The sequence below is a fragment of the Streptococcus hillyeri genome (assembly GCF_003686955.1).
GTDB classification, from domain to species: domain Bacteria; phylum Bacillota; class Bacilli; order Lactobacillales; family Streptococcaceae; genus Streptococcus; species Streptococcus hillyeri.
In genome coordinates, this window is record NZ_RCVM01000010.1 from 17,532 (window position 1) to 36,512 (window position 18,981).

Annotated in this window: 20 protein-coding genes; all 20 read right to left on the bottom strand. The window is 41.1% G+C overall.

Annotated features, from left to right (window positions below):
• Nucleotides 1-9 precede the first annotated feature (9 nt).
• The 20 genes from EAF07_RS05880 to EAF07_RS05970 all read right to left on the bottom strand — a co-directional run bounded on the left by EAF07_RS05880 (nucleotide 10) and on the right by EAF07_RS05970 (nucleotide 18,974).
• Nucleotides 10-5,247: a phage tail spike protein gene (locus EAF07_RS05880; protein WP_121835607.1), complete on the bottom strand. Its 5,238-nt coding sequence runs from the start codon at nucleotides 5,245-5,247 to the stop codon at nucleotides 10-12.
• The gene (locus EAF07_RS05885; protein ID WP_245962701.1) at nucleotides 5,244-5,969 is read right to left on the bottom strand and encodes a distal tail protein Dit; all 726 of its coding nucleotides are present in this window, start codon (nucleotides 5,967-5,969) and stop codon (nucleotides 5,244-5,246) included. Before EAF07_RS05885 ends, EAF07_RS05880 begins: the two co-directional genes overlap by 4 nt.
• Before the next feature lie 77 nt (nucleotides 5,970-6,046).
• Nucleotides 6,047-9,424: a phage tail tape measure protein gene (locus EAF07_RS05890; protein ID WP_121835611.1), complete on the bottom strand. Its 3,378-nt coding sequence runs from the start codon at nucleotides 9,422-9,424 to the stop codon at nucleotides 6,047-6,049.
• A gap of 18 nt (nucleotides 9,425-9,442) precedes the next feature.
• Nucleotides 9,443-9,706 carry a hypothetical protein gene (locus EAF07_RS05895; RefSeq protein ID WP_121835613.1) on the bottom strand — a complete coding sequence of 88 codons (264 nt, stop codon included), beginning with the start codon at nucleotides 9,704-9,706 and terminating at the stop codon, nucleotides 9,443-9,445.
• A 65-nt stretch (nucleotides 9,707-9,771) separates the two neighbouring features.
• A complete protein-coding gene (locus EAF07_RS05900) occupies nucleotides 9,772-10,116 on the bottom strand; it encodes a tail assembly chaperone (protein ID WP_121835615.1) in 345 nt (114 codons plus the stop codon).
• Between the two features lie 52 nt (nucleotides 10,117-10,168).
• On the bottom strand, nucleotides 10,169-10,699 hold the full coding sequence (locus EAF07_RS05905) for a phage major tail protein, TP901-1 family (protein WP_121835617.1): 531 nt from the start codon (nucleotides 10,697-10,699) through the stop codon (nucleotides 10,169-10,171).
• Nucleotides 10,700-10,713: 14 nt separating this feature from the next.
• Nucleotides 10,714-11,100, bottom strand: coding sequence for a phage capsid protein (locus tag EAF07_RS05910; RefSeq protein WP_121835619.1), 387 nt, complete (start codon nucleotides 11,098-11,100; stop codon nucleotides 10,714-10,716).
• Nucleotides 11,097-11,492 (bottom strand): HK97-gp10 family putative phage morphogenesis protein, encoded by a 396-nt coding sequence (locus tag EAF07_RS05915; RefSeq protein ID WP_220702229.1) that lies wholly within the window; start codon nucleotides 11,490-11,492, stop codon nucleotides 11,097-11,099. The genes EAF07_RS05910 and EAF07_RS05915 overlap by 4 nt, the downstream gene beginning before the upstream one ends.
• Complete coding sequence (locus EAF07_RS05920; protein ID WP_121835623.1) at nucleotides 11,485-11,790, bottom strand: hypothetical protein; 306 nt, start codon at nucleotides 11,788-11,790, stop codon at nucleotides 11,485-11,487. The genes EAF07_RS05915 and EAF07_RS05920 overlap by 8 nt, the downstream gene beginning before the upstream one ends.
• The gene (locus tag EAF07_RS05925; RefSeq protein ID WP_121835625.1) at nucleotides 11,787-12,137 is read right to left on the bottom strand and encodes a phage head-tail connector protein; all 351 of its coding nucleotides are present in this window, start codon (nucleotides 12,135-12,137) and stop codon (nucleotides 11,787-11,789) included. The genes EAF07_RS05920 and EAF07_RS05925 overlap by 4 nt, the downstream gene beginning before the upstream one ends.
• 14 nt (nucleotides 12,138-12,151) lie before the next feature.
• Entirely contained in the window at nucleotides 12,152-12,418 is a 267-nt protein-coding gene (locus EAF07_RS05930) for a hypothetical protein (RefSeq protein WP_121835627.1), read from the bottom strand.
• 10 nt (nucleotides 12,419-12,428) lie between these two features.
• On the bottom strand, nucleotides 12,429-13,475 hold the full coding sequence (locus EAF07_RS05935; protein ID WP_121835629.1) for a major capsid protein: 1,047 nt from the start codon (nucleotides 13,473-13,475) through the stop codon (nucleotides 12,429-12,431).
• A 3-nt stretch (nucleotides 13,476-13,478) separates the two neighbouring features.
• Nucleotides 13,479-13,844 carry a hypothetical protein gene (locus EAF07_RS05940; RefSeq protein WP_121835631.1) on the bottom strand — a complete coding sequence of 122 codons (366 nt, stop codon included), beginning with the start codon at nucleotides 13,842-13,844 and terminating at the stop codon, nucleotides 13,479-13,481.
• Between the two features lie 17 nt (nucleotides 13,845-13,861).
• The gene (locus EAF07_RS05945) at nucleotides 13,862-14,476 is read right to left on the bottom strand and encodes a DUF4355 domain-containing protein (RefSeq protein ID WP_121835633.1); all 615 of its coding nucleotides are present in this window, start codon (nucleotides 14,474-14,476) and stop codon (nucleotides 13,862-13,864) included.
• 228 nt (nucleotides 14,477-14,704) lie between these two features.
• Nucleotides 14,705-14,911 (bottom strand): hypothetical protein, encoded by a 207-nt coding sequence (locus EAF07_RS05950; RefSeq protein ID WP_121835635.1) that lies wholly within the window; start codon nucleotides 14,909-14,911, stop codon nucleotides 14,705-14,707.
• 31 nt (nucleotides 14,912-14,942) lie between these two features.
• Nucleotides 14,943-15,113 (bottom strand): hypothetical protein, encoded by a 171-nt coding sequence (locus EAF07_RS10620; RefSeq protein ID WP_183121664.1) that lies wholly within the window; start codon nucleotides 15,111-15,113, stop codon nucleotides 14,943-14,945.
• The gene (locus tag EAF07_RS05955; RefSeq protein WP_121835636.1) at nucleotides 15,110-15,352 is read right to left on the bottom strand and encodes a hypothetical protein; all 243 of its coding nucleotides are present in this window, start codon (nucleotides 15,350-15,352) and stop codon (nucleotides 15,110-15,112) included. Before EAF07_RS05955 ends, EAF07_RS10620 begins: the two co-directional genes overlap by 4 nt.
• An 11-nt stretch (nucleotides 15,353-15,363) precedes the next feature.
• On the bottom strand, nucleotides 15,364-15,639 hold the full coding sequence (locus EAF07_RS05960; protein ID WP_183121665.1) for a hypothetical protein: 276 nt from the start codon (nucleotides 15,637-15,639) through the stop codon (nucleotides 15,364-15,366).
• 382 nt (nucleotides 15,640-16,021) lie between these two features.
• The gene (locus tag EAF07_RS05965) at nucleotides 16,022-17,458 is read right to left on the bottom strand and encodes a minor capsid protein (RefSeq protein ID WP_121835638.1); all 1,437 of its coding nucleotides are present in this window, start codon (nucleotides 17,456-17,458) and stop codon (nucleotides 16,022-16,024) included.
• Nucleotides 17,439-18,974, bottom strand: a complete 1,536-nt coding sequence (locus EAF07_RS05970) for a phage portal protein (RefSeq protein WP_121835640.1) — start codon at nucleotides 18,972-18,974, stop codon at nucleotides 17,439-17,441. The genes EAF07_RS05965 and EAF07_RS05970 overlap by 20 nt, the downstream gene beginning before the upstream one ends.
• Between the last annotated feature and the right edge of the window lie 7 nt (nucleotides 18,975-18,981).

Below are 18,981 nucleotides of genomic sequence, written 5' to 3' on the forward strand. Positions count from 1 at the left end.
AGTGTCTCCTTAATCAAAAAAGCCTACTCCAGAAACATCATCAGTAAAGTGAGTTTCTCTGCCGAATGCTCCTGCTCTGTGCAGTTTATTCATGTTGTGGATAAGTTTGTCAAGTATCCCTAAAAGGTTATAATCTCTCGTCATAGCAGCTGCTTGGAATACCATTTTTTTGGAGTTTTTTGCGTGTTTAAAATAGATATAATCTCCATAAATCTCGACATAATCTGACATGTCATTATCTCGATTAGCAACTATACCAGCAAATCTAGCAGTATCAATTGTTTGCGATGCATTTCCAGACGTCGCACCTACTATTACATTGACACCGCCACCTGTAGAGTCTTCGATTTTTAAAAATCCAGTATTTGCACCTCTTGTACGATGAATTGTATTATAAACAGAATTAAAAGCGATAGACGCATTTGCTTTGAAAGTTATATTAGCTTCATTAAGATTGATTTGCATCGCTTCGTTTTTAGCAGTAATCACTTTACCTTTCATCCAATCGATCATCGCAGTCTCAATTTTTGCTTTAATAAAGTTTGCGTCTAAACCGACAATCTTGCTTGCGTTAAGATTGATAACATTGACTCTGCTTGCATCAAGCGTACCTGCTGTAATCTTAGCAGCATCTAAGCTAGCAATCTTAGCAGAGGTGATAACACCGTCTTGTATGTACGTCGTACCAGTGATTTGCACTAGTTTACCGTCAATCTTGACTGAGCCATCTTTATTGAGATTTAGCTGATTAAGCACAGTACCAGCGCTAGTCAGATTTTTAACCGCCCAAGAGCCTGCAAGTTGGCTCATTTGGGTTTCCGCCGCTAACTGCATGGCAGACGTGCTGTCCACAAAACTAGTCGGTGGCACGTCGCCTCTTACGATAGATATTTGACCAATAGCTACTGTCCCGTTTTTACGTATCCAAACGTGCAAGCCATAGTCGTCTGTCGTTGTGGTTGTTTTAGAGACAGTAACAGTACCAGTAAATATTTGCGATGACCCTGTTTGGGTCAACCTGATAGGAAAAACTGCAATCTTATCAGTACCGTTTTTTATCTCAATTCCCACGATGTCGTCTGGTAAAACGTCCACCCAAAGATTAACTCGATAACTTAATTTTTCGCCTGCTGTAAAGCTTTGGGTGTGTAGCGGTACCTGGAATCCTTTCCATTTTGGCGAAGACAAACCTGTCTGCGTAATACGCAAGAGTTTATAACTGCTTGTACCTGTTAGTGCAAGAGTTGAATTAGATGTTCTAGCTTTATATTTCGAAAAATTTGTCGGGTCGTAAACTAAATTTTGACCGTCTGACAGACTTGATACACGACTTACAAGGCCTTTGGCCGTCTCAATCGCTTGATAAATGTCACCACCAGCCACAATCGACCGCTCAAACTTACTAGCCGACTGAATAGCCTGTGAAATCGCACTCCCATCACCAATCACACGCTTGTGAGCATCTACGGTGTCTTTGACTGTGTTAAAAGCAGTGACTACCGATAGCTCTTTTACCGATGGGCTCCAAGGTTGCTCAAGACGACCCTCAAGTAATTGATAACCTGCAACGCTAAAACCTCCGACGTCACTAGCCAGAATCGCAAATCTCGCTCTGATTTTGCCTGAGCGCGTTGGTACAAAATGCAATGTAAACCGTTTAAAATCAGTACCAACATCATCAATATGGTGGTTACGACGAGTTGTACTTGTGATATCGTCACCACCAAAATTATAGAGGTAAAAGTAAACAGTCCCTGTTGTCTCTTTGGCGACATACGCGCTAAAAATGTACTCTTTACCAGCCTCGACTTGCCAGGTTAACGTCGGTGATGCTTTGTTACCACTTTGCCAAGTCAACACATCCGCTCCTGCGACAGTACGACCGTCTAGTCGCCAATTGCCATCAATCCAAAAGTGAGACCCGCTAAAATCCTTTGTCCCGTCTACGAGATTGACGCTTGTTGACGTTGGTATCAGTGCTTTTGTCTCGGTGATAGAGCGCTCAAAACTGCCTGCTGTCTCTGTGACCTTATTTTCAAGCACTGTTGAGGTCACATAAGGCTGTAACGCTGATGATGTGATATAGCCACGACCTGTGATGTTACTGTCGACTTGCGCTTTGGTCTGATAGCCCTTGCCAGATATGGCCTGCTCAACCTGCGTGCTAGTCAATCGTTTGGAAATTTCGTCAGCATGTTGCTCTACTGATGTTTCTAGCGTTGATAGTCGTCCTGTCGCAGTGTTAAAGTCTGTCTTAGTCACAAGACTGGCAATCTTGTCAGTCGCAACTTTTAACTCTGCTTTCGCTTGAGTAATTGATTGAGCGTTAGCCTGTGCTTTTGCCAATGCGTCACTAGCTGTTGATTTGACGTTATCTACTAGCGTTTTTTCTGCTTTGAGTGCAATCTGTCCTGTGTGCTGAGCAATCAGCGTTTCGGCATTTGTCAAACGACCCGTCGCAGTATCAAAATCACGTTGAGAGACTTTGCTTGACACATCGTTTATCAGTTGTCTGATGCTAGTCTCAGCAGTCGTTACTTTACCCTCAGTCTGAGATAAACGTGTTGATAGTTGCTCTTGGCCTTGTGCTGTTTGGGTGATGAGCGTCTTAGCATTTATCAGTTTGTCCTGTAGCTCTTCTGGCGCTACGCTGTGCGCTGTGGCAATCTCTCCTATTTCCAGCTTTAATTTATCAATATACAAGATACTGTTTGTCGTGAAATTGTATCCATAAACATAAAAAAGGACACTTTTGCCAAAGTCGCATGTAAATTTATCAAATGGTACTTTAACATTAACACGTTGCCATTTGTTAAACGAGTCTACAATTAGATTAAATTGCCCTGCGTGGAATTTTCTTGTTCCTGATTTGTCATAGTAGTATAATCCACCGAAGATTTTTGTGCCTGCACCAGTTGCAAAAACATCGACCGAAAACATAAAATTATCAGTCGTTTGAGGTATTCGACTAGTTATATTCTGAGAAAAACCTTTCCAATTTCGTTGGCCATTACTTTCATTGAAAACTCCTACAGATTGTCGCTCTGCTCCATCTCCAACATAAGCATGATAGCTTGTTGCAGGATTAGAGATACCACCATTGTATGTATTCCAGTTTTTTGCGCTTTTATCGTAAGCCTGACCGCCAACAACAAACGCAGTAGTTGTTGCTGTCTGCTCAAACGAGCTATTAAGCAATAAGTTAACTCCACCAAATTCCTTTGGTATTAAGCCTTTTGTCTCGCTAATCTCAGTCGTGATACGATTACCTAACTGAGTAATTGAGCTTTCAGCAGTCGTCAAGCGTTGTTTTGCTTGGTCAAAATCACTTGTTTTGACACGGCTTGCGATTTCCCCAGCCTGGACTTGCAAGGTGGATTCAGCGGATGAGACACGACCGGTCAGTGTGTCAACTGTTGCTCTTGTGGCAAGTAGCTTGATGTTTTCCTTTGTCTGCGTAAGCTCTGTTGATACCCCATCAATCTGACCTGCTAAGAGACTTTTGGTCAACTCGATTAACCTGTTAGCCTCTGCCACTGCTTGACTTTTAGCTGTGGCCAGTTTACCTTCTGTCGCCTGTCTCTCAGCTATATCTAAGCGTTGCGCCTCTGCTATTGCCTCAGACTTGTACTGCAAAGCTTTAGTCAAGGCATTAGCTGCGTCCGATTTAGCTTGCGTGCCAATTTGTTGCGCTTGCTGGGCTAGCGTCTTTGCGTCTGTCGCTTGTGCACGGATGTCGGAGACTTGTCGGTCATGCTCAGCGCTGCTTGCTTCGATTTGGGCAGTGACTTGAGCAATTTCTTTCGCAATTCTATCACGCAAGGCTTCGCTGTCATAGGTCCTCAAGATTTCTTCCCAGACTTCTCCTGTCCATCTGAGCATAATCTTATGACCTTCGTGCTCAGAGTCGGGCTTGTACCAAATGTCATTGATAATGACCTTCCCTGGGTATTTCTTGCTAGGGTCTTCAGCGCCATACCAGTTATTGTTAAAACCATCAGCACTTGGCAGAAAGTCTGGGAGGTTTTGCACAAAGTTCGAGAACTCGTTGGCCACAAAGTTATCAATAGCCTTGTCAGCAATGATCTGAGCTTTTGCCTCATTGCTTTCTCCTACTCTGTCCCCAAGCTTGATGTCGCTTGACTGATTGTTGAGGCGGTTGAATGTAATTTCAAAAATACGGGTGTCATAGTCCAGTTTTTTGTCGTGGCGAACCACTCGGATAGTGTCTCCGACCTTCACGCCTCGTAGATAGACACTTGATGTCTTCAAGGTCAGTTGTGGCCGTGCTGTATCAATCAGGGTCTTATAGGTTCGTTCTGCTAAAATCTCTGGGTCTTCCTCTTCAGGAAATTCCACAAATCCGATTTTGGGACGCATTGAACCGTCAGCGTTTTTGATACCGTACAACTTCGTCATTGCAGGTAGTTCAAGATACTTCTGCCCCTTTGGTTTATTGACTGGTTTTCCTTTAGCTGTTGACCAGACTACATCCTCAAAAGTGATTTTACGTCCGTAACCGTCTGATTGTTGCATCGCTTGTGTTGTTTTGTTTTCGCTCGATGAACGTTCTGCTATATCCCCCGCAGAGCTGACTTGCACACCTTTACCACGTCCTACAAGAGCTGTAAAAATGTTTGTTCTTTCAATTTCTTGGATGATTTGTAGAGCGTTATGGCCGTAAACCACTCGCTTACCGATGGCTTGACCGATTTTTTTCTTAAAATCAATGTAACGGGCACCGATTTGGTTGCCGTTCATCTCAACGAAAAATTGCATTTCCAGGTCCCAGACTTCGCATACCTTTTTCAGTGCGTCAAAGGTTGAAACATAATAAAAATTGGTGCTGTGTGGAGTTGTTTCGCCAATAAATCGAACTTGCCAATTTGTATCTTTTAGCAAATCATTGATGACCTCTCTGGCAAAAGCATTTTGAGGTCGTTTGTCATAAACAACCGTTTTTCTAAGCTCCTCGATACCAGACTGGACACCGATTAATGATGTCAGATTATCAGAAGTCTTCTGAGCAACGTAAAAATAATGAAAAGTGTGAGCATCTTCTATGGTCTGTATGGCCATGTACTCCACTTTTTCCAGTTCGTCAGCGTTTAAAGCTTTCATCTCGACAGTCAACCTGTCAGAAACATAGCGCTCACTGGTTAGAGTATACTTCTGGAGAGCTGTCTTGATAGCAGGTTTATTGACAATTTTAAAGAGTTTCTCGTCTTTATCAAATAAATAAATCACGCTCGTTCGTCCCTCCAAACTACTTTTTTTACCGTGGCGTTTTTGGCTGTAATAGTATCACCATTTCGGACAGTGAATTGTTCCAGCGGACTGAATCGCTCTAGCTCGCTGAGAATATTCCTGCCGTTGTAGGTAGCGGTCACTTCTTCGACTCCAAAAGTCACCACAATGTCTTTTCCTGCTGTATATGATCCTGAAAAAGATAAAATCTTTGTGCTGTTGATAATCTGTACCTGGCTAACCGTCCCAGTCGGTGTGACTGTGATTGATTCAGGTAAGACTTCCGAGGCATCTGATAAAGAAACAAGCCCAGTTGAGTTCTGGGCTGATTTTTTCTTATATCCGTCTGGTACTAGCAGGGTGAACTTGCTGACAATGGAAAGTGATTTTTCCTCAATATCATCAGCGCCACTGAAATAACCGTAATAGGTGTAACCAGGTTCATCCTTAAATGTGATTTCAAGATAACCACTACTAGCATGAGTCCGCAAAATCTTGTTCAGTTTTGCAAATTTATCCCGCATTTCAGCACTGTTTTTTGCTTCAAGTTGGTACTTGATTTCTAAAGTGCGCTCATCATCTGAAATATCTTCCACCCAAACACCACGACGACCAGGTACAGAGGTGGTCTTGACACTCTGCCCAACAATGCCTCTACCCGTCACCGTCAAATGGCGGTACCCCTCAACCAAGTGGTTAAGAGGTGTACCGTTAATCGACATATTATCTACAGGTTCAACAGGAGCACGAATACCCTGTGAAACTGTTGTATCTACAAATGTATACATAAGAATCCTTTCTAATAATCACTTAAAATTAATTCCAAATCTTGCATTTCTGTGATGTCTTCGGTAAATGTTCTAAAGCTATGATTACCAAGCGTTAAATTAAAGTGAGCCGCTTCCTTAGTTTGGTTTAGCTCGTAAGTTGCCGACAAGCTACCAGAAACGTTGTTGGTGAATCTGCTTTGGAGTGCGTTGGACATACTAGCTACACGGCTACTAGCATCTTCAAAGCCTGCTCTGATAGAGCCAGCCATGCCTGAAACTGTGTCTTGAACATTTCCAAAACCAGTCTCTAAACCACCGTTTAAACCACCCATGATAGCTTTACCAGCTGGAATCAAGAGTTTTTTATCGTAAGAGATAGGACCTTTGTGCGCTTTAATCCAACCAGCAATACCACCTACAAAATTTTGAACAGCTCCCCATGCAGCTTTCAAACCGCCTAAAAATCCGTCCATGATTGCTCTACCAGCTCCTGATAAATCAATGTTTCCAAGGCCATTTAAAATATTTTTAACTCCAGAAATGGCGCTACTAACACCAGATTTCATGGCGTTCATTGCGTTAACAAAAGCTGACTTCATAGCATTTCCGACATTTGTAACAATGTTTTTGGCTGCATTGATGTTATTTGTAATAACAGACTTGATTCCATTCCAGACGCTTGTGATTACAGATTTGATAGTGTTCATCACTGTTGTGATAACTGTCTTGATACCGTTAATCAATGTAGTTATAACAGACTTGATTCCATTCCAGACAGTTTGAGCTACTCCTTTGATAGCTTCCCAAGCGCCTTGCCAGTCGCCTTTTATCAAAGCTGTAGCTGTCTTGATGATACCTGCAATGACATTTAATGCAGTTGATATAACCGTGGAAATGACATTCCACACAGTAGAAACAATAGTCTTAATGACGTTCCATATCGTACTCCATACCGTTTGAATAACGGTTAAGCCTGTTGAAATGACGGTTTTGATATTTGCTAAAATCGTTGAGATAACAACCTTAATATTCTCCCAAGTAGTTGACATAATTGGTTGCAATACAGCCCAAGCAACGTTCCAGATACTTTGCAATACCGACATACCTGTCTGAATTATAGTCGTAACTACGCTGATAGCTCCAGAAATCACCGCTTTAATAGCTTCCCAAGCCACCGAAATAACTGGGGCTAATGTATTCCAAGCCACAGTAGCAACTTGAATAATGCCATTCCATAGCGCTGACATGAACTCCTTGAATGAATTCCAAATAGATTTTAAAGCCTCAACGATTGGGGCGATTCCTTCTGTGAGCCCATTCCACGCAGTAATTGCGGTACTCTTAATACCTTCCCAGAGAGTTGTAAAGAATTCTACTAAAGCATTCCAAACATTTTTCACACCTTCGATAATGGGTATTAGTCCTTCTGTGAAACCGTTCCATGAGTTTGTAGCAGTCGTTTTTATGTTTGTCCATAAAGTTGTAAACCATTCAACGAGTGTATTCCAAATCGTCTTAATTCCTTCGACAACTGGCGAGATAAACTCTAAAAATCCATTCCACGCCGTGCTTGCCGTTGACTTAATGGACTCCCAAAGCGTACCAAACCATTCTACCGCACTATTCCAAGCCGCTTTTATACCTTCCCAAGCTTGAGAGGCTACATCTTTGATACCATTCCAAATTGAAATGCAGGCGCTTCTAAATGCTTCTGACTTGTTCCACAAAAGAACTAACGCAGCAACTACCCCAGCAATACCCAAAACTATCCATCCGATAGGGGTTGCTGTAAAAGCAGCACTAAGCGCAGTCCAAGCTCCAGAGAAAGCACTAGCTATCGCAGAACCTGCTGCGGTAGAAGTAAAGAATCCAGAAATTGCAGTTCCTGCAGTCGAAGCCCAGCCTCCGATTTTACTGAAAATGTTTAATCCACCTAAAGCCCCTTTAGCAATTATAGAGCTATCAGCCATAAAAGTGAGAGCCGATGCTGCCGATTTAGAACCTTTAGCCATCCCGATCAACGCACTACCGACATTTTTAGCGTTTTTCAAGCCAGATATACCTTTTTTAGCTAAATCAAACGAACCTTTGACACCCTTAGCAATATGACCAGCGTTCATCATTGCGCCACCTACTCCAGTAAGAGCTGGCCCCACAACTGGCGTTAGCCCAACAAAGCCTCTAGTCACTTTAGCCAAAGCGCTATCTGATTCTGTAGCCCATTCTAAAATACCAGAACCGCTATCAAGAAGCCCTCCAGTTATCTTAGATTGGCTTTGACTAGCTTTGTAACTCAGTGATTCCCAAGAACCTCCTAATTGTTCAATTTTAGAGCCTACGTTTTGTTGCATGTCATTAGCTGAATTTTTGAGGAATCCCACTGCTTTGTCATGAGAGCCCGATGCTTTATCTAATTCTGCGCTATATTTAGCCCACTTAGAACTTGCATCATCAGTACCTTTTCCAATTGAATCCAACAACGGTCGCATAGCTTGCAAACCTGCTGTATTAAACATCGCTTTTAAAGCTGCGGTTTTCTGCGATTCACTCATCCCATCAGTAGCTTTAGCCACTTCTTCAAGGATTTGCGGAAAAGGCTTCATGTTCCCTTGTGCATCAGTAAAACTAATACCTAATCTATCAGCCATCTTTGCCGCTTTTTTAGTTGGAGCTTGCATCATCAAAAGAGCATGATTCAAGTCTTGGGCAGCCTGTGCAGAACTCATACCGGTATTAGTCAAAAGACCTATAGCGGTAGAAGTATCTGCTAAACCAATTCCGGAAGCTGATGCAGTAGGACCAATTGTCGCTAAGGCTTGTTGCATTGACTCTATCGAAGCGTTAGACAGGTTGGCCGACTTAGTAAGGATACCCGCCGCTTGTTGAGGGCTTTCTAGACTAGAACCCCAAACTGTCATAGCTTGTTGAACCACCCCTGCTGTTGTCCGCAAATCAGAACCTGCTGCAACCGAAGCTTGAGCAACCGCTGGGAAAATTTTCTTTAAATCTCCCACACTTGCACCATTCTGAGCCATCTCAATCATGGCATAGGCTGCATCGTTAGCAGAAATAGGCAAATCTCTACCCATTTTCATAGCAACTGCTGATAAACCTTCCATGTCACCTTTTAGTGATTGTCCGCTTGATCCTGCTACTACTGCAGCCTTGTTTATTGCTGATTCAAAATCACCGTAACTGTTTAAAGTTTTTACACCTACTGCTGTAATTGCTGCACCAGCTACCGCCATCGGCTTCCCGACCGCTTCCATAGCTCCAGTAACTTTCTGTCCAAAGGTTTTCCCTTGGTTTTCCGTAGCCTGCAACTGCCTTTGAACATCTTTCAAAACGCTTGTCATCGACCTGTCGACCGCTGTCAATATCGCTTCAACTGAGTAACTTTCTGCCATCTATTTACCTCCTTTCCTTTAAAGATTTGCTATTTTAAGGAGTTCAATATCTTCTTTTGAAAGCTGATGTTTTTTAACTTTTTTCTCTTTCGATTTATAAAAGTCGTTATACTGTCTATATTGCGGAGTTTTACCATCTCTCTTAACGGACTCAACTTGACGATTCAACCAAGCTAAGCGGTGTATTTGCTCGTTTTCGTCTTCTTTTCTCAGCAATACTCCAGTCATCAACAATTCATATTCATAAAGTGTCAATTGACCAATTTCATCAATATTTGTCATATTGAGATAACGAACACAGTCAACAACAATCCTTTCATACGTTTCAATAGATGATAGATTATCTTCTATGCCTCCAGCTTGCTGTCCAGGTCTTTCATTGCTAACTTACCCGCGTTTGATTTCCTCAATTCTGCAATTGTTTCATCAAACAGCGCTTCAATATCTTCATGATCTTCAACAAATTCTTTCACATCGTTAAACGACGGTCTTGGACTTTGTTTGATTGTTCCCATATACAAAACATCTGTCAAAGAAGCGATATTGTAACCAAGTAATTCTGGGATTTTTGCAGATAGAGAAAAACCGAATTTCAACCCATTTTGTTCTACTGGATGCATTTCGTCCAAAGCACGAACAAAGTCCACGCCGAATTTAACGTTATAATCTTTATCTTTAATTGTTAATTGCATTGTTTTACTCCTTAAATCTCAAAAAATAAAAAGGGCTTAATAGCCCTTAGTGTTAACGTTGTGAACTTACGTCAGTAGTTTCTGTGGTGACTGAACCCGCTGTAGTATCAGCAAATTTATATTGAACCACTTCCGCTTGGCCCTCTGTCAATGTAGCTTCACCTTTAGCGCCAACACCGTTGATACCGAATTCCATTTCAAGCTCAACTAAATCTTCTGAGTTTTTAGTTTTGTTGAACGAAGTGAGATACCCTTGGTAATAGGTTGCTGAGAATTTGCCGTTTTTCTGTTTAGCGCCTTTTTCGATTTCCCAGATTTCTACAAGGTCACCGTTATCCATAGCCTTTTCAAGTTCTTCAACTAATGGATCAGATTCAGCCATAATTGAAGTTGCTGATAAGGTTACTTCTAGACCTCCAAGAGATTGCAGAAGTCCATCTTTTGTTTGTTGGGTATTTGTATCACGGCTTTTTTCTGTTGAATGTTCAGTTTGAAAAGCTAACTTAGCAGCTGCTTTACTTGCAGCAGTCTTTAATACACGGAATAACAGGATTGAATCAATCCCTTTTTTTGCTGTTGGCATGGTTGCCCTCCTTTTTAAAGTAATGTAAATACCAATCGAATCCGCCCACGCTTGAGAGGAATAACTGCGGTATTATCGTCAAATAGTGATATATTTGATTGATTAGGTTTAAGCATTAAACGATATCCACTCGCTTCGTTGATAGTCATTGCCTGTGAAAAAATAGCAGATGCCATATCTGACACCTGCTTTCTTTTCTTTTGCAATCCCCAAATCGATAAAACGAGTTCAATATCCCCTTTAATATCTGTCTTATTTGTTTTAAAAGACGTTGTTGTATCTTCAAATTCAACAAATGGATAAGGTGCATTGTCGTCTGGTTTATAATCATAAACGGTATAACCCAAAGCTAGTGTGCGCTTGAAAACCTCATCAAATATTGCTTGTTCTCTAGTTTTCATTTCACTAGGTCGCTCATATCTTTCTTAAATTGATTTACTTGGTCCATGTAAGCAGGCCCTATAAACGGTTGCGCTGACATCTTACGAGTTCCTAACTCAACGTAAGCAGCGTATTCTGTGCCTGGCATAACACGATATTTAAATCTGCCCAACTTACCACTTGAAAACGAGATAGACCGTTTTGTCGCTCCAGTTGGTTTGACAAACCGCTTCTTTTTGCCCCAGCCTTCATAGTGCCCACGAAAGTTTTCAGCGTTTCTAATTGCTTTTTTCTGCATAGCCACACCGTTATCTTCAATGATTCTTTCAACTTCCTTGAGTTGGATAGCTTTTAGTAACTTAGCTTGTAATTTATCCAGTCCGTTGAACTCAACCTTTATTCTGTTAACCAAGGCTATCATCCCCTTCCAGATAAAAGACTGTATCAGACTGCTTTTCAGCGGTGACTTTGTAAGGTTTGCCTTTGTACAAGATTTTCGAAAAAACAAAAGACGGCTTTCTTTTCAGAAATACCGTCTTTGTATCTTTTTTAAATTCGCCGTAAACAAGTTTTTGCCGATCTAAACTCATATCCATTACATAAGCCGGCACTCTCAAAGATTGTTCATCTTTGCCTACATACTCGCCCAAATCGGGGTCGTAACGCTCTTTTGTGACTGCGACCAAGTCAACTCTGTCTGCAAATCTCATAAGACAAAAATCCTGCCTTTCTGAGATTGCCCAGATTGACCAAAAGCCTTTTGGAGCATGTCGTCATAAGGTAAAAACTCATTCTTGTTTTCGTAATAAGAAACAGAGTGACCTTCCACACTTTCTGATGACGCACCTTCTGAGCCACGTCTATTAAAGCGTTTAATAACGCAATCTTCAAAGATAAAAGAATAGGCGTCATCTATTTCAGACACGCCGTATTCTGCTTTGAAATGCTTGATTACACGCTGTAAAAGCATATCTAATAAGTCATCTTGCAATATATCGTCGATATCTAAATCTAGTTTAACATTGTCAATTACTGCCCGTTCGTCCAGTTGCGTCATGTAACGCCTCCTGACTATTCAGCGTCAGCTGCTGCATCTGCTTTTTCAAGAAGTTTGATAAAAGTAGCTGGTTTTGAAGTTTCTTTAAATTCGATACCACGCTCAGTTAGCAATTCTTTCAATTCATCTGCCGACAAACCTGCATATTTCGAAACTACCTTCTCGCCTTCCAAAAAGCCTTTTTCGACTAATTCTGTTTCTCGGTCGCCTTCGTACTCGTCACCAATCACATAAATAACCTGTGTTTCCTTATCACGGAAACCTGCGATAACTTTAGCCATGATCTACCTCCTAGATTTCTGGTGTCGTAGAAAACATATAGCAATCATCCAAGTTTTCAAACGATGGCAATGCAATCATAGATACTTTTGTTTCAACGTTTACTGGGTCTGTGTGCTTAGTTGTAGTGATTGCGATACCTTCATCGACAATCTTAACAGATGCACCAGTATTACCGCCCATCAAGTCGCTTTCTTCTGGTGTTGTACCAAAGACTGTGCGACCAAGAGCTGAGTTAGGTGCAAGCGTTACACGCGCGTCTGGGAAGTATTTCTTAACTTTGCCGTCTGCGTCCTTGTAAGTACCAGATTTAACAACAATCTTCACGCCATAATTATCAGCGATGTAATCTTTCAATTCTTGGGCGGTTACGCCGACACCGTTAGGCGCAAGAGGTTTGATAACTGTTGCTGTTGATTTAGCGTTTTTAAGCTGTGCAAATGTCACAGAGTTCATATAAGCGACTTCTGCTTTACCGCCTAGATTTTCAAGCGCTGCAAAAGCAGTATCCAAGTCAGCAAGTGGTGTCGCTGTCTCAGCATCTGACCAAGCTGTCTTGACTTTACCTTTGTGGTCTTCGGCAACACCATAGTCAAAGTCTTGCGGTACGCCATTACCGATTACAGCAATCTTACCAGTTGCCAAAACCTGCATGCGCATCGCTTCAAGTTGAGCACGAGCACCTGTCAAGAGCGTTGTTGCGTCGTCAAAAAGACCACGAGTAATTGTGTCAATCAAGGCTTGATTACCAGTTTGTGCGATAAGGTTAAGTTGCTGACGATCCGATTCTTTTACGAGCATTGACTCCTTGAAGAATGGCATTTCTTCCTCTGATAGAGTCACATTCATGCGTTCACGAAGTGTAGCCTTTGTGTCGAACGCTGACGGTTTAAGCACAACTGGACGACCAGAAGCACCTTTTACAAAAGCGAGTTTTAAGCCAAGCTGTTTCTGTGCTGGGAAGATTTTTTCACCCTCAGTAGCGTTTACCTTTGATTGTTTAGTATTCCAGTAACCAGCCACATTAGGCGCTGTTACGATATCATAAATTAATGGCATAGATTATGCTCCTTTCACAAATTGAATGTGTTTCAAGGCTGTTTTAGCGCCTTCTGAAACAGTACCGCCGTTTACTTTGTCCTCACGAAGAGTACCACGATAAACCAGCGTAGCAACTGCGTCACCATCAGTGACATCAACGTCGTAAAGTAGCACGCCGTCTGGTGCATCAGCATTGACTTTCACTTTCTTGCTACGGTCTTTAAAGATTGAAGCGCCGTCACCAGCAAGCAAAGCGCCAGCTTTCAAGATTTTACGTGCGTTTTCATCAACTGTTCCTGTTGTTGTCTTGTCAACAGTCACAGAAATAGCTTCATAAGGCATATTGTGCAGAATCTCCGCATTGCCAAATAGTGTTTTTTTGGACATGTTAGTCCCTCCTTAAATTAAAATAGTTCTCCACCAGTTGCTAGCGAACCCTCAGCAAGACGAGCGCCGTAGTTCGTTTGAGAAGAACCGCTACCACCCTCTTGAGGTGCTGGCTGACGTAGTGATTCCTTAACTTTTGCATTAACAGCAGCATTAAACGCCGTTTCAAACTTTCCAACCTGCGCAAGAGCTGTTTCAGCGTCTCCAACCGCAAGCATTTCAGCAAATCCAGCAGGTAACCCTTTAGCGACAAGGTCTTTTTCAACCTGTACCACAAGTTTTTCATGCTCAAATTCTGCTTTTTCTTTGGCAAATGCAGCTTGCTGGTCTTCAAATTCTTGTTGAGCCCGCTCAGCAGCCGATAAATTAGCGTAGTCTTTTTCTTTTTTGATGGCTTCCGCGATACGCTGTTGTTCGCCTGCTTTGTAATTCTCTAAAGCTTTTTGTACAGCTTTATTGGTAAGACTGTCTAATTCTGACTGTGATTGCGGTGCTTTAAAACCATTTGATTCCTCAGCTTGTGCTTGCTCTGCTTGTTCTTGTGAGCTTTCCTCAGCTCCTACTTCTGCACCTCCACCATTTCCTGTGTCTGGTGCCATCTTAAAAAGTTTTGCTAAAAGTTCTTTGTTCATTTTTTCCTCCCATGCTAGTCCCGTTCTATTAGATATAGCTATCACGTTCATAGAGCCACGAAAACAGGCGCCTAACGCTTTCTAGTCTCGTCTGAATATAAATCTATACCTAACACAAACAAGCCACGCTAGTGACGTTTATTTGCCTAGTTTTACGTCATGCGACAGGACAAAATAAAAACTGGTCGATTTCAACCAGTTTTTGAGTATTTTTGAATAGTTTTTATATTAGATAAGCTTGATTTTTAATCCTTTGGTTACTGACCAACCAAGAGATTTGGCGAGGTCAAATGTTGCAAGTTTCTTTTCTTGATGGGTTGATCCAAAATATTCAAAGTGCAATTGACCATGCTCTTGGCTGAACATGACATCCTCAACATTCTCGAAAGCAAAAGTTTTACCGCTTGCCAAAAAAATAACGATTTTATGATTCATTTTGATTTCTCCTAATCTGCGATTTTGTTTGTCATTTTGCATATATTATCAAAGTGTTATCTGCAGAGATGTCCACAGCTACCACCTCTAGTTGGCAATTTAAAAATTCGTTTGGGAAGTCACCGACTAAGTACTTACCATTAGAAACTACATTTAGCGGTGTGTATTCGTTAAACACTTTAGCGAGTTCTTTTACTTTCATTCTGCCACCTCGTAAGTTTCGGCAAAAATATCTGGTTTGCAAGGATAAAATTCACCTCGAATACCTTTAATGATATAATCTCCTTTTTTAGCTACCATATCGCCTTCTAGTGTATCAATCCAGAGTGTGCCTAAATCGTCAAACCAAATATCAGATTTTGCAAACTGGATAAGCTCTCCAAAATTATCGCCTGTCCATTGAATCGCTTCAATCACGACTGGCTTCTTGCGATATTTCATTGCTTTTCTCCTTATTTACGGCCAAACAGGCCTTTTTTCTTGTTTTTTCTAAATTCAACAATCGCTTCATCTAAGTCCACTCGCATTGACTTATTTTCAGCTTCTAAATCATCAAAGCGTGCGTTCGTTGCCTGCACATCGCGTTCTCCGATATCTTTTAACTCTTCGATAAGGTTATTCTGCCTGCTCACAGCTTCCGTGAGTAAAGCATTGCTAGCCATTAATTGCGCTACTACACTTTCAAGTCTCTCAACACGAGACCATTTCTTTTTAATTCTTTTGTTCATTTTTTAATTCCTTCCTTGAAACCTTCAAAGGTTGCTTCTGATAATTTGTTATATAAAACAATCGAAGGATTGGGTGGTGCCAGCTTATTTCTAAGATATTCAATGATTTTCATTTAAAAATTACATCTCCTTGAAAAATATAATCAAAAAATCAGCTAGTCCTTTGATTGTTGACAACAATAAAATAATTGAAAGTGCTCCTACAACCACAAAAATTGCAAATTGCAGTATTAGCCAAGTCAGACTTAAAATCATATCTCCTCCTGTTTTTGGGTACAAAAAAAGCACCTAGATATAATCTAAGTGCTTGAATAGGTGGGACGGGACTTCCCCACTTTTCAGATACCCTAATGGGTGCGTAGTTCCCGATGTTTTTCTACTTCTATTCCTCACCTATATTATACACTTTTTGATTAACAATGTCATATTTTTTTACTTTATCTATGATTTTTCTTAAACGTTTATTGTTTTTCTTTTCGCCACGTAGCATAAAGTGAAATACAAATTGACCACCTTTATCTTCAATGCCTGCCTCTAAAAACCTATTATCTGAGATTTTCTTATTTAATAAAAATGTATTCTTGTGTCCTCTTATATCTTCAGATATAAAATCTGGATTTTTTACAACTTCTTTTATCTTCAAAAATTCATCGAGAACAATCTGATTTTGATGGGCAGTCAGTGCATAAGCTATCATATGGTCTGGAATAACAACATTTTTACCACTATATTCTCCAAAAATCTTATGCTCAAATAATTTACCAACATTGTAGCTATTCTTAAACAATTTCTGTATCTCTTTTTTGGTAGCATTAGGTTTCTTTCCAAGAAAGTCGAAAGCGTTTGACACATCTTCCTTAAATTCAGAATAAGAAGCTGTTCTATCGACATAAGGCACTGTCGTACATTTACAATTTGGATGAAACGGCGGTGCGTTATGACCTGGTGCCATGTCGTCAACTTTGTAATGTTTGCTATCATATGGCTTACAGATGTTACAAGCTCCGCTTTCGGCTAGTATCTCGTAATACTCAAAATCATTAGCTTTATAGTTCGCTTTCTGTGCTTCGGAATAAACCCTCGCTGTCTCTGTTACCGCTAAACGTCTAGCGTATCCATAAGATACTTTGAACTCTTTTTCTAGCTGTTTGATAAGTAATTGAGTCCCCTTACCACGTAAGATAGTATCCGCAACACTTTTTCTTACAACCTCTCTAAGGATGTGTTGACGTTCCCAAATCTTAGTTGACCAGTTAGAGCCGTGGAAGTTAGCGTAAGCTATCGTCTCAGCGCTTGTTTTAGACGTCTGATAGCTTCCTAGCGTGTCCTTTAATATTCCACTAGAATATAAGTTCTCTTGCCGTACAGCCTCGATTAAGTGCCTTTCTGTGGCTTCTAACTCATTCATAGCCAGTTCATACTGATGCAACTTCAAATTAGCCTGTAAGACTTCTAAACGGCTCGTTTTCATCTTGAGGTTATAAAGCTTCATCAAGTCATTTTCAGCCTTAGTAAAGTCTTTCTGTGTGACCTTACGACCTTCTTTGCGCCATTTTTCAGCTCTTGCAACTAATTGCTTAGCTTTGTAGCTAACAACGTCCATATCAAGGTTATCAGCCTGTTTTTTAGCTTCTAACTTAGTAATGCCATTCTTATCAGCGTACCGTTGCCAAAAAGCGTCTATTTCTTTCTGGATTTCAGCGATGTGTTGTTTGTAGATAGCATCTAACTGGCGTTCTAGTTCCTCGTCAGACTTTGCTCTACGCTTTTCTTCTGCCTCGTAACGTTCTTTCCAATACTTACTCAGATCTATTGTCATCAGCTACCACTTCCTGACTTAAATCTTTATCGCTAAAACGCTGATTTTGCTCAATTTGTCGTGCCAATTTGCTTGCTGCTTCCTCAGCGCTTTCTATCCGCTCCATTTCAATCTCTTTGGTAACTCCTGTAACAGCTTCGAGCGTTCCCAAAACAGTCTCATCGCTGACCATTCCATAAAGATTTTTAGCGTTGTTGATAATATCTGTTGTATTTGTTGGCAAGTTAGGTGTAAATGTAAACGACAGCTTTGTAATATCAAAATTAGTAAGTTCTTTTGCAACTGTACCAATAGCAGCAATCAACTTATATCTGCGACGTAGCGACTTCTCAAACAAGGCCTGCATGTCCACCCTCGCTTGGTCTAACGCAAAGGTCTTCCAAGCTAAAGCAACACCGGATTGATTTCCTCCGAAGTTTTCGTCTGACATGTCTGGAAACATTGTAAACTTGTGGATATCATCTACCACACGCTTTTTGTAGGCTTCTGTTCCGCTAACATCGTACTGTTTATACAAATACTTAGCATCTACATGTCCCTCACGTCCATCTGCGTCTACAGGCGGTTCAAGATTTAACAAACGAGCCTTGCGCATTTTTCGCATAAACTCAATCTGTTTTTCCGCTGTATCACAATCTTCTGGAAATGAGATACGCCCAACAATCGCTAAAATAGCGTCTGACAAGTCTTGCATGTAGTTAGCTGTGTCTGATTGAGATGAATCGTATAGATCAATTAAACTAAGCTCAGTTTCATAGTCCCCGAGACCGTCGCTGTTGTTAAGGTATTCCGTAATCGGTACCATTCCAAAACTGTGTGGCGTTTCGTTTGTCTGTGCTAAATCTTTCGACCAATCGAATTTGATGATCTTATCAGCAGTGTAGACTTCCACTGTTTTTTTGCTGTCGTCAAATTGATTTTGATTATAGTAACGCACACCAGCGACTGAGTGCTTTTCTGTTGTCGTGTCGTAAATAACAAAAGTGCTTAAAGGGTCTAGCTTAACTGATTTTGTAACGTCGTCAGTCGAGCGGTAAGTCAGCTCATACGCTCGTCCCGTCTTAGACAAATCAAGGACAAGCGTTCTGTTAAGCTGGTGTAATCCCGCTTTGTTTTCGAGTTCGTCCAGCGCTTCCTGAACAGCTTTATCCGATTCCTTGTTACCGCTGTTATACTCAACTTGGATAGGCTTGCCGACAAGATAGCCTTGCTTAAATGTCGCAATAGCCTTACCAAAATTGTGTATCGCTCTAACATCTGCCATGTCCTCCTCACGTCGTCTACCTACTTCGCTGACTTCATGGTTATTTCCTTCTGCATAATCAAGCAATTCTTGGATACGTGGACGTTGTATGTTTTGGTGATGTTCCAAAATTGTTTTTAGTAATTTGTAATTATCAGCTAGTAAAGCCTCGACGGATTCAGCTTGGTATCTCAATCTAGCTTCACGGTGGAAGCGTAGTTCTAAGGTTTTGCTCTTTCCCGTGCTGTCCACAAGCGTTTCTATATATGTCATATTTTCC

Excerpts from the sequence above, each read along its gene's own strand:
- EAF07_RS05905 (WP_121835617.1), bottom strand. The coding sequence starts at position 10,699 with ATGCCAACAGCAAAAAAAGGGATTGATTCAATCCTGTTATTCCGTGTA.
- EAF07_RS05935 (WP_121835629.1), bottom strand. The coding sequence starts at position 13,475 with ATGCCATTAATTTATGATATCGTAACAGCGCCTAATGTGGCTGGTTAC.
- EAF07_RS10620 (WP_183121664.1), bottom strand. The coding sequence starts at position 15,113 with ATGAAAGTAAAAGAACTCGCTAAAGTGTTTAACGAATACACACCGCTA.
- EAF07_RS05960 (WP_183121665.1), bottom strand. The coding sequence starts at position 15,639 with ATGAACAAAAGAATTAAAAAGAAATGGTCTCGTGTTGAGAGACTTGAA.
- EAF07_RS05940 (WP_121835631.1), bottom strand. The coding sequence starts at position 13,844 with ATGTCCAAAAAAACACTATTTGGCAATGCGGAGATTCTGCACAATATG.
- EAF07_RS05885 (WP_245962701.1), bottom strand. The coding sequence starts at position 5,969 with ATGTCGATTAACGGTACACCTCTTAACCACTTGGTTGAGGGGTACCGC.
- EAF07_RS05900 (WP_121835615.1), bottom strand. The coding sequence starts at position 10,116 with ATGCAATTAACAATTAAAGATAAAGATTATAACGTTAAATTCGGCGTG.
- EAF07_RS05895 (WP_121835613.1), bottom strand. The coding sequence starts at position 9,706 with ATGACAAATATTGATGAAATTGGTCAATTGACACTTTATGAATATGAA.
- EAF07_RS05930 (WP_121835627.1), bottom strand. The coding sequence starts at position 12,418 with ATGGCTAAAGTTATCGCAGGTTTCCGTGATAAGGAAACACAGGTTATT.
- EAF07_RS05890 (WP_121835611.1), bottom strand. The coding sequence starts at position 9,424 with ATGGCAGAAAGTTACTCAGTTGAAGCGATATTGACAGCGGTCGACAGG.
- EAF07_RS05965 (WP_121835638.1), bottom strand. The coding sequence starts at position 17,458 with ATGACAATAGATCTGAGTAAGTATTGGAAAGAACGTTACGAGGCAGAA.
- EAF07_RS05955 (WP_121835636.1), bottom strand. The coding sequence starts at position 15,352 with ATGAAATATCGCAAGAAGCCAGTCGTGATTGAAGCGATTCAATGGACA.
- EAF07_RS05945 (WP_121835633.1), bottom strand. The coding sequence starts at position 14,476 with ATGAACAAAGAACTTTTAGCAAAACTTTTTAAGATGGCACCAGACACA.
- EAF07_RS05970 (WP_121835640.1), bottom strand. The coding sequence starts at position 18,974 with ATGACATATATAGAAACGCTTGTGGACAGCACGGGAAAGAGCAAAACC.
- EAF07_RS05920 (WP_121835623.1), bottom strand. The coding sequence starts at position 11,790 with ATGAGATTTGCAGACAGAGTTGACTTGGTCGCAGTCACAAAAGAGCGT.
- EAF07_RS05910 (WP_121835619.1), bottom strand. The coding sequence starts at position 11,100 with ATGAAAACTAGAGAACAAGCAATATTTGATGAGGTTTTCAAGCGCACA.
- EAF07_RS05925 (WP_121835625.1), bottom strand. The coding sequence starts at position 12,137 with ATGACGCAACTGGACGAACGGGCAGTAATTGACAATGTTAAACTAGAT.
- EAF07_RS05950 (WP_121835635.1), bottom strand. The coding sequence starts at position 14,911 with ATGAATCATAAAATCGTTATTTTTTTGGCAAGCGGTAAAACTTTTGCT.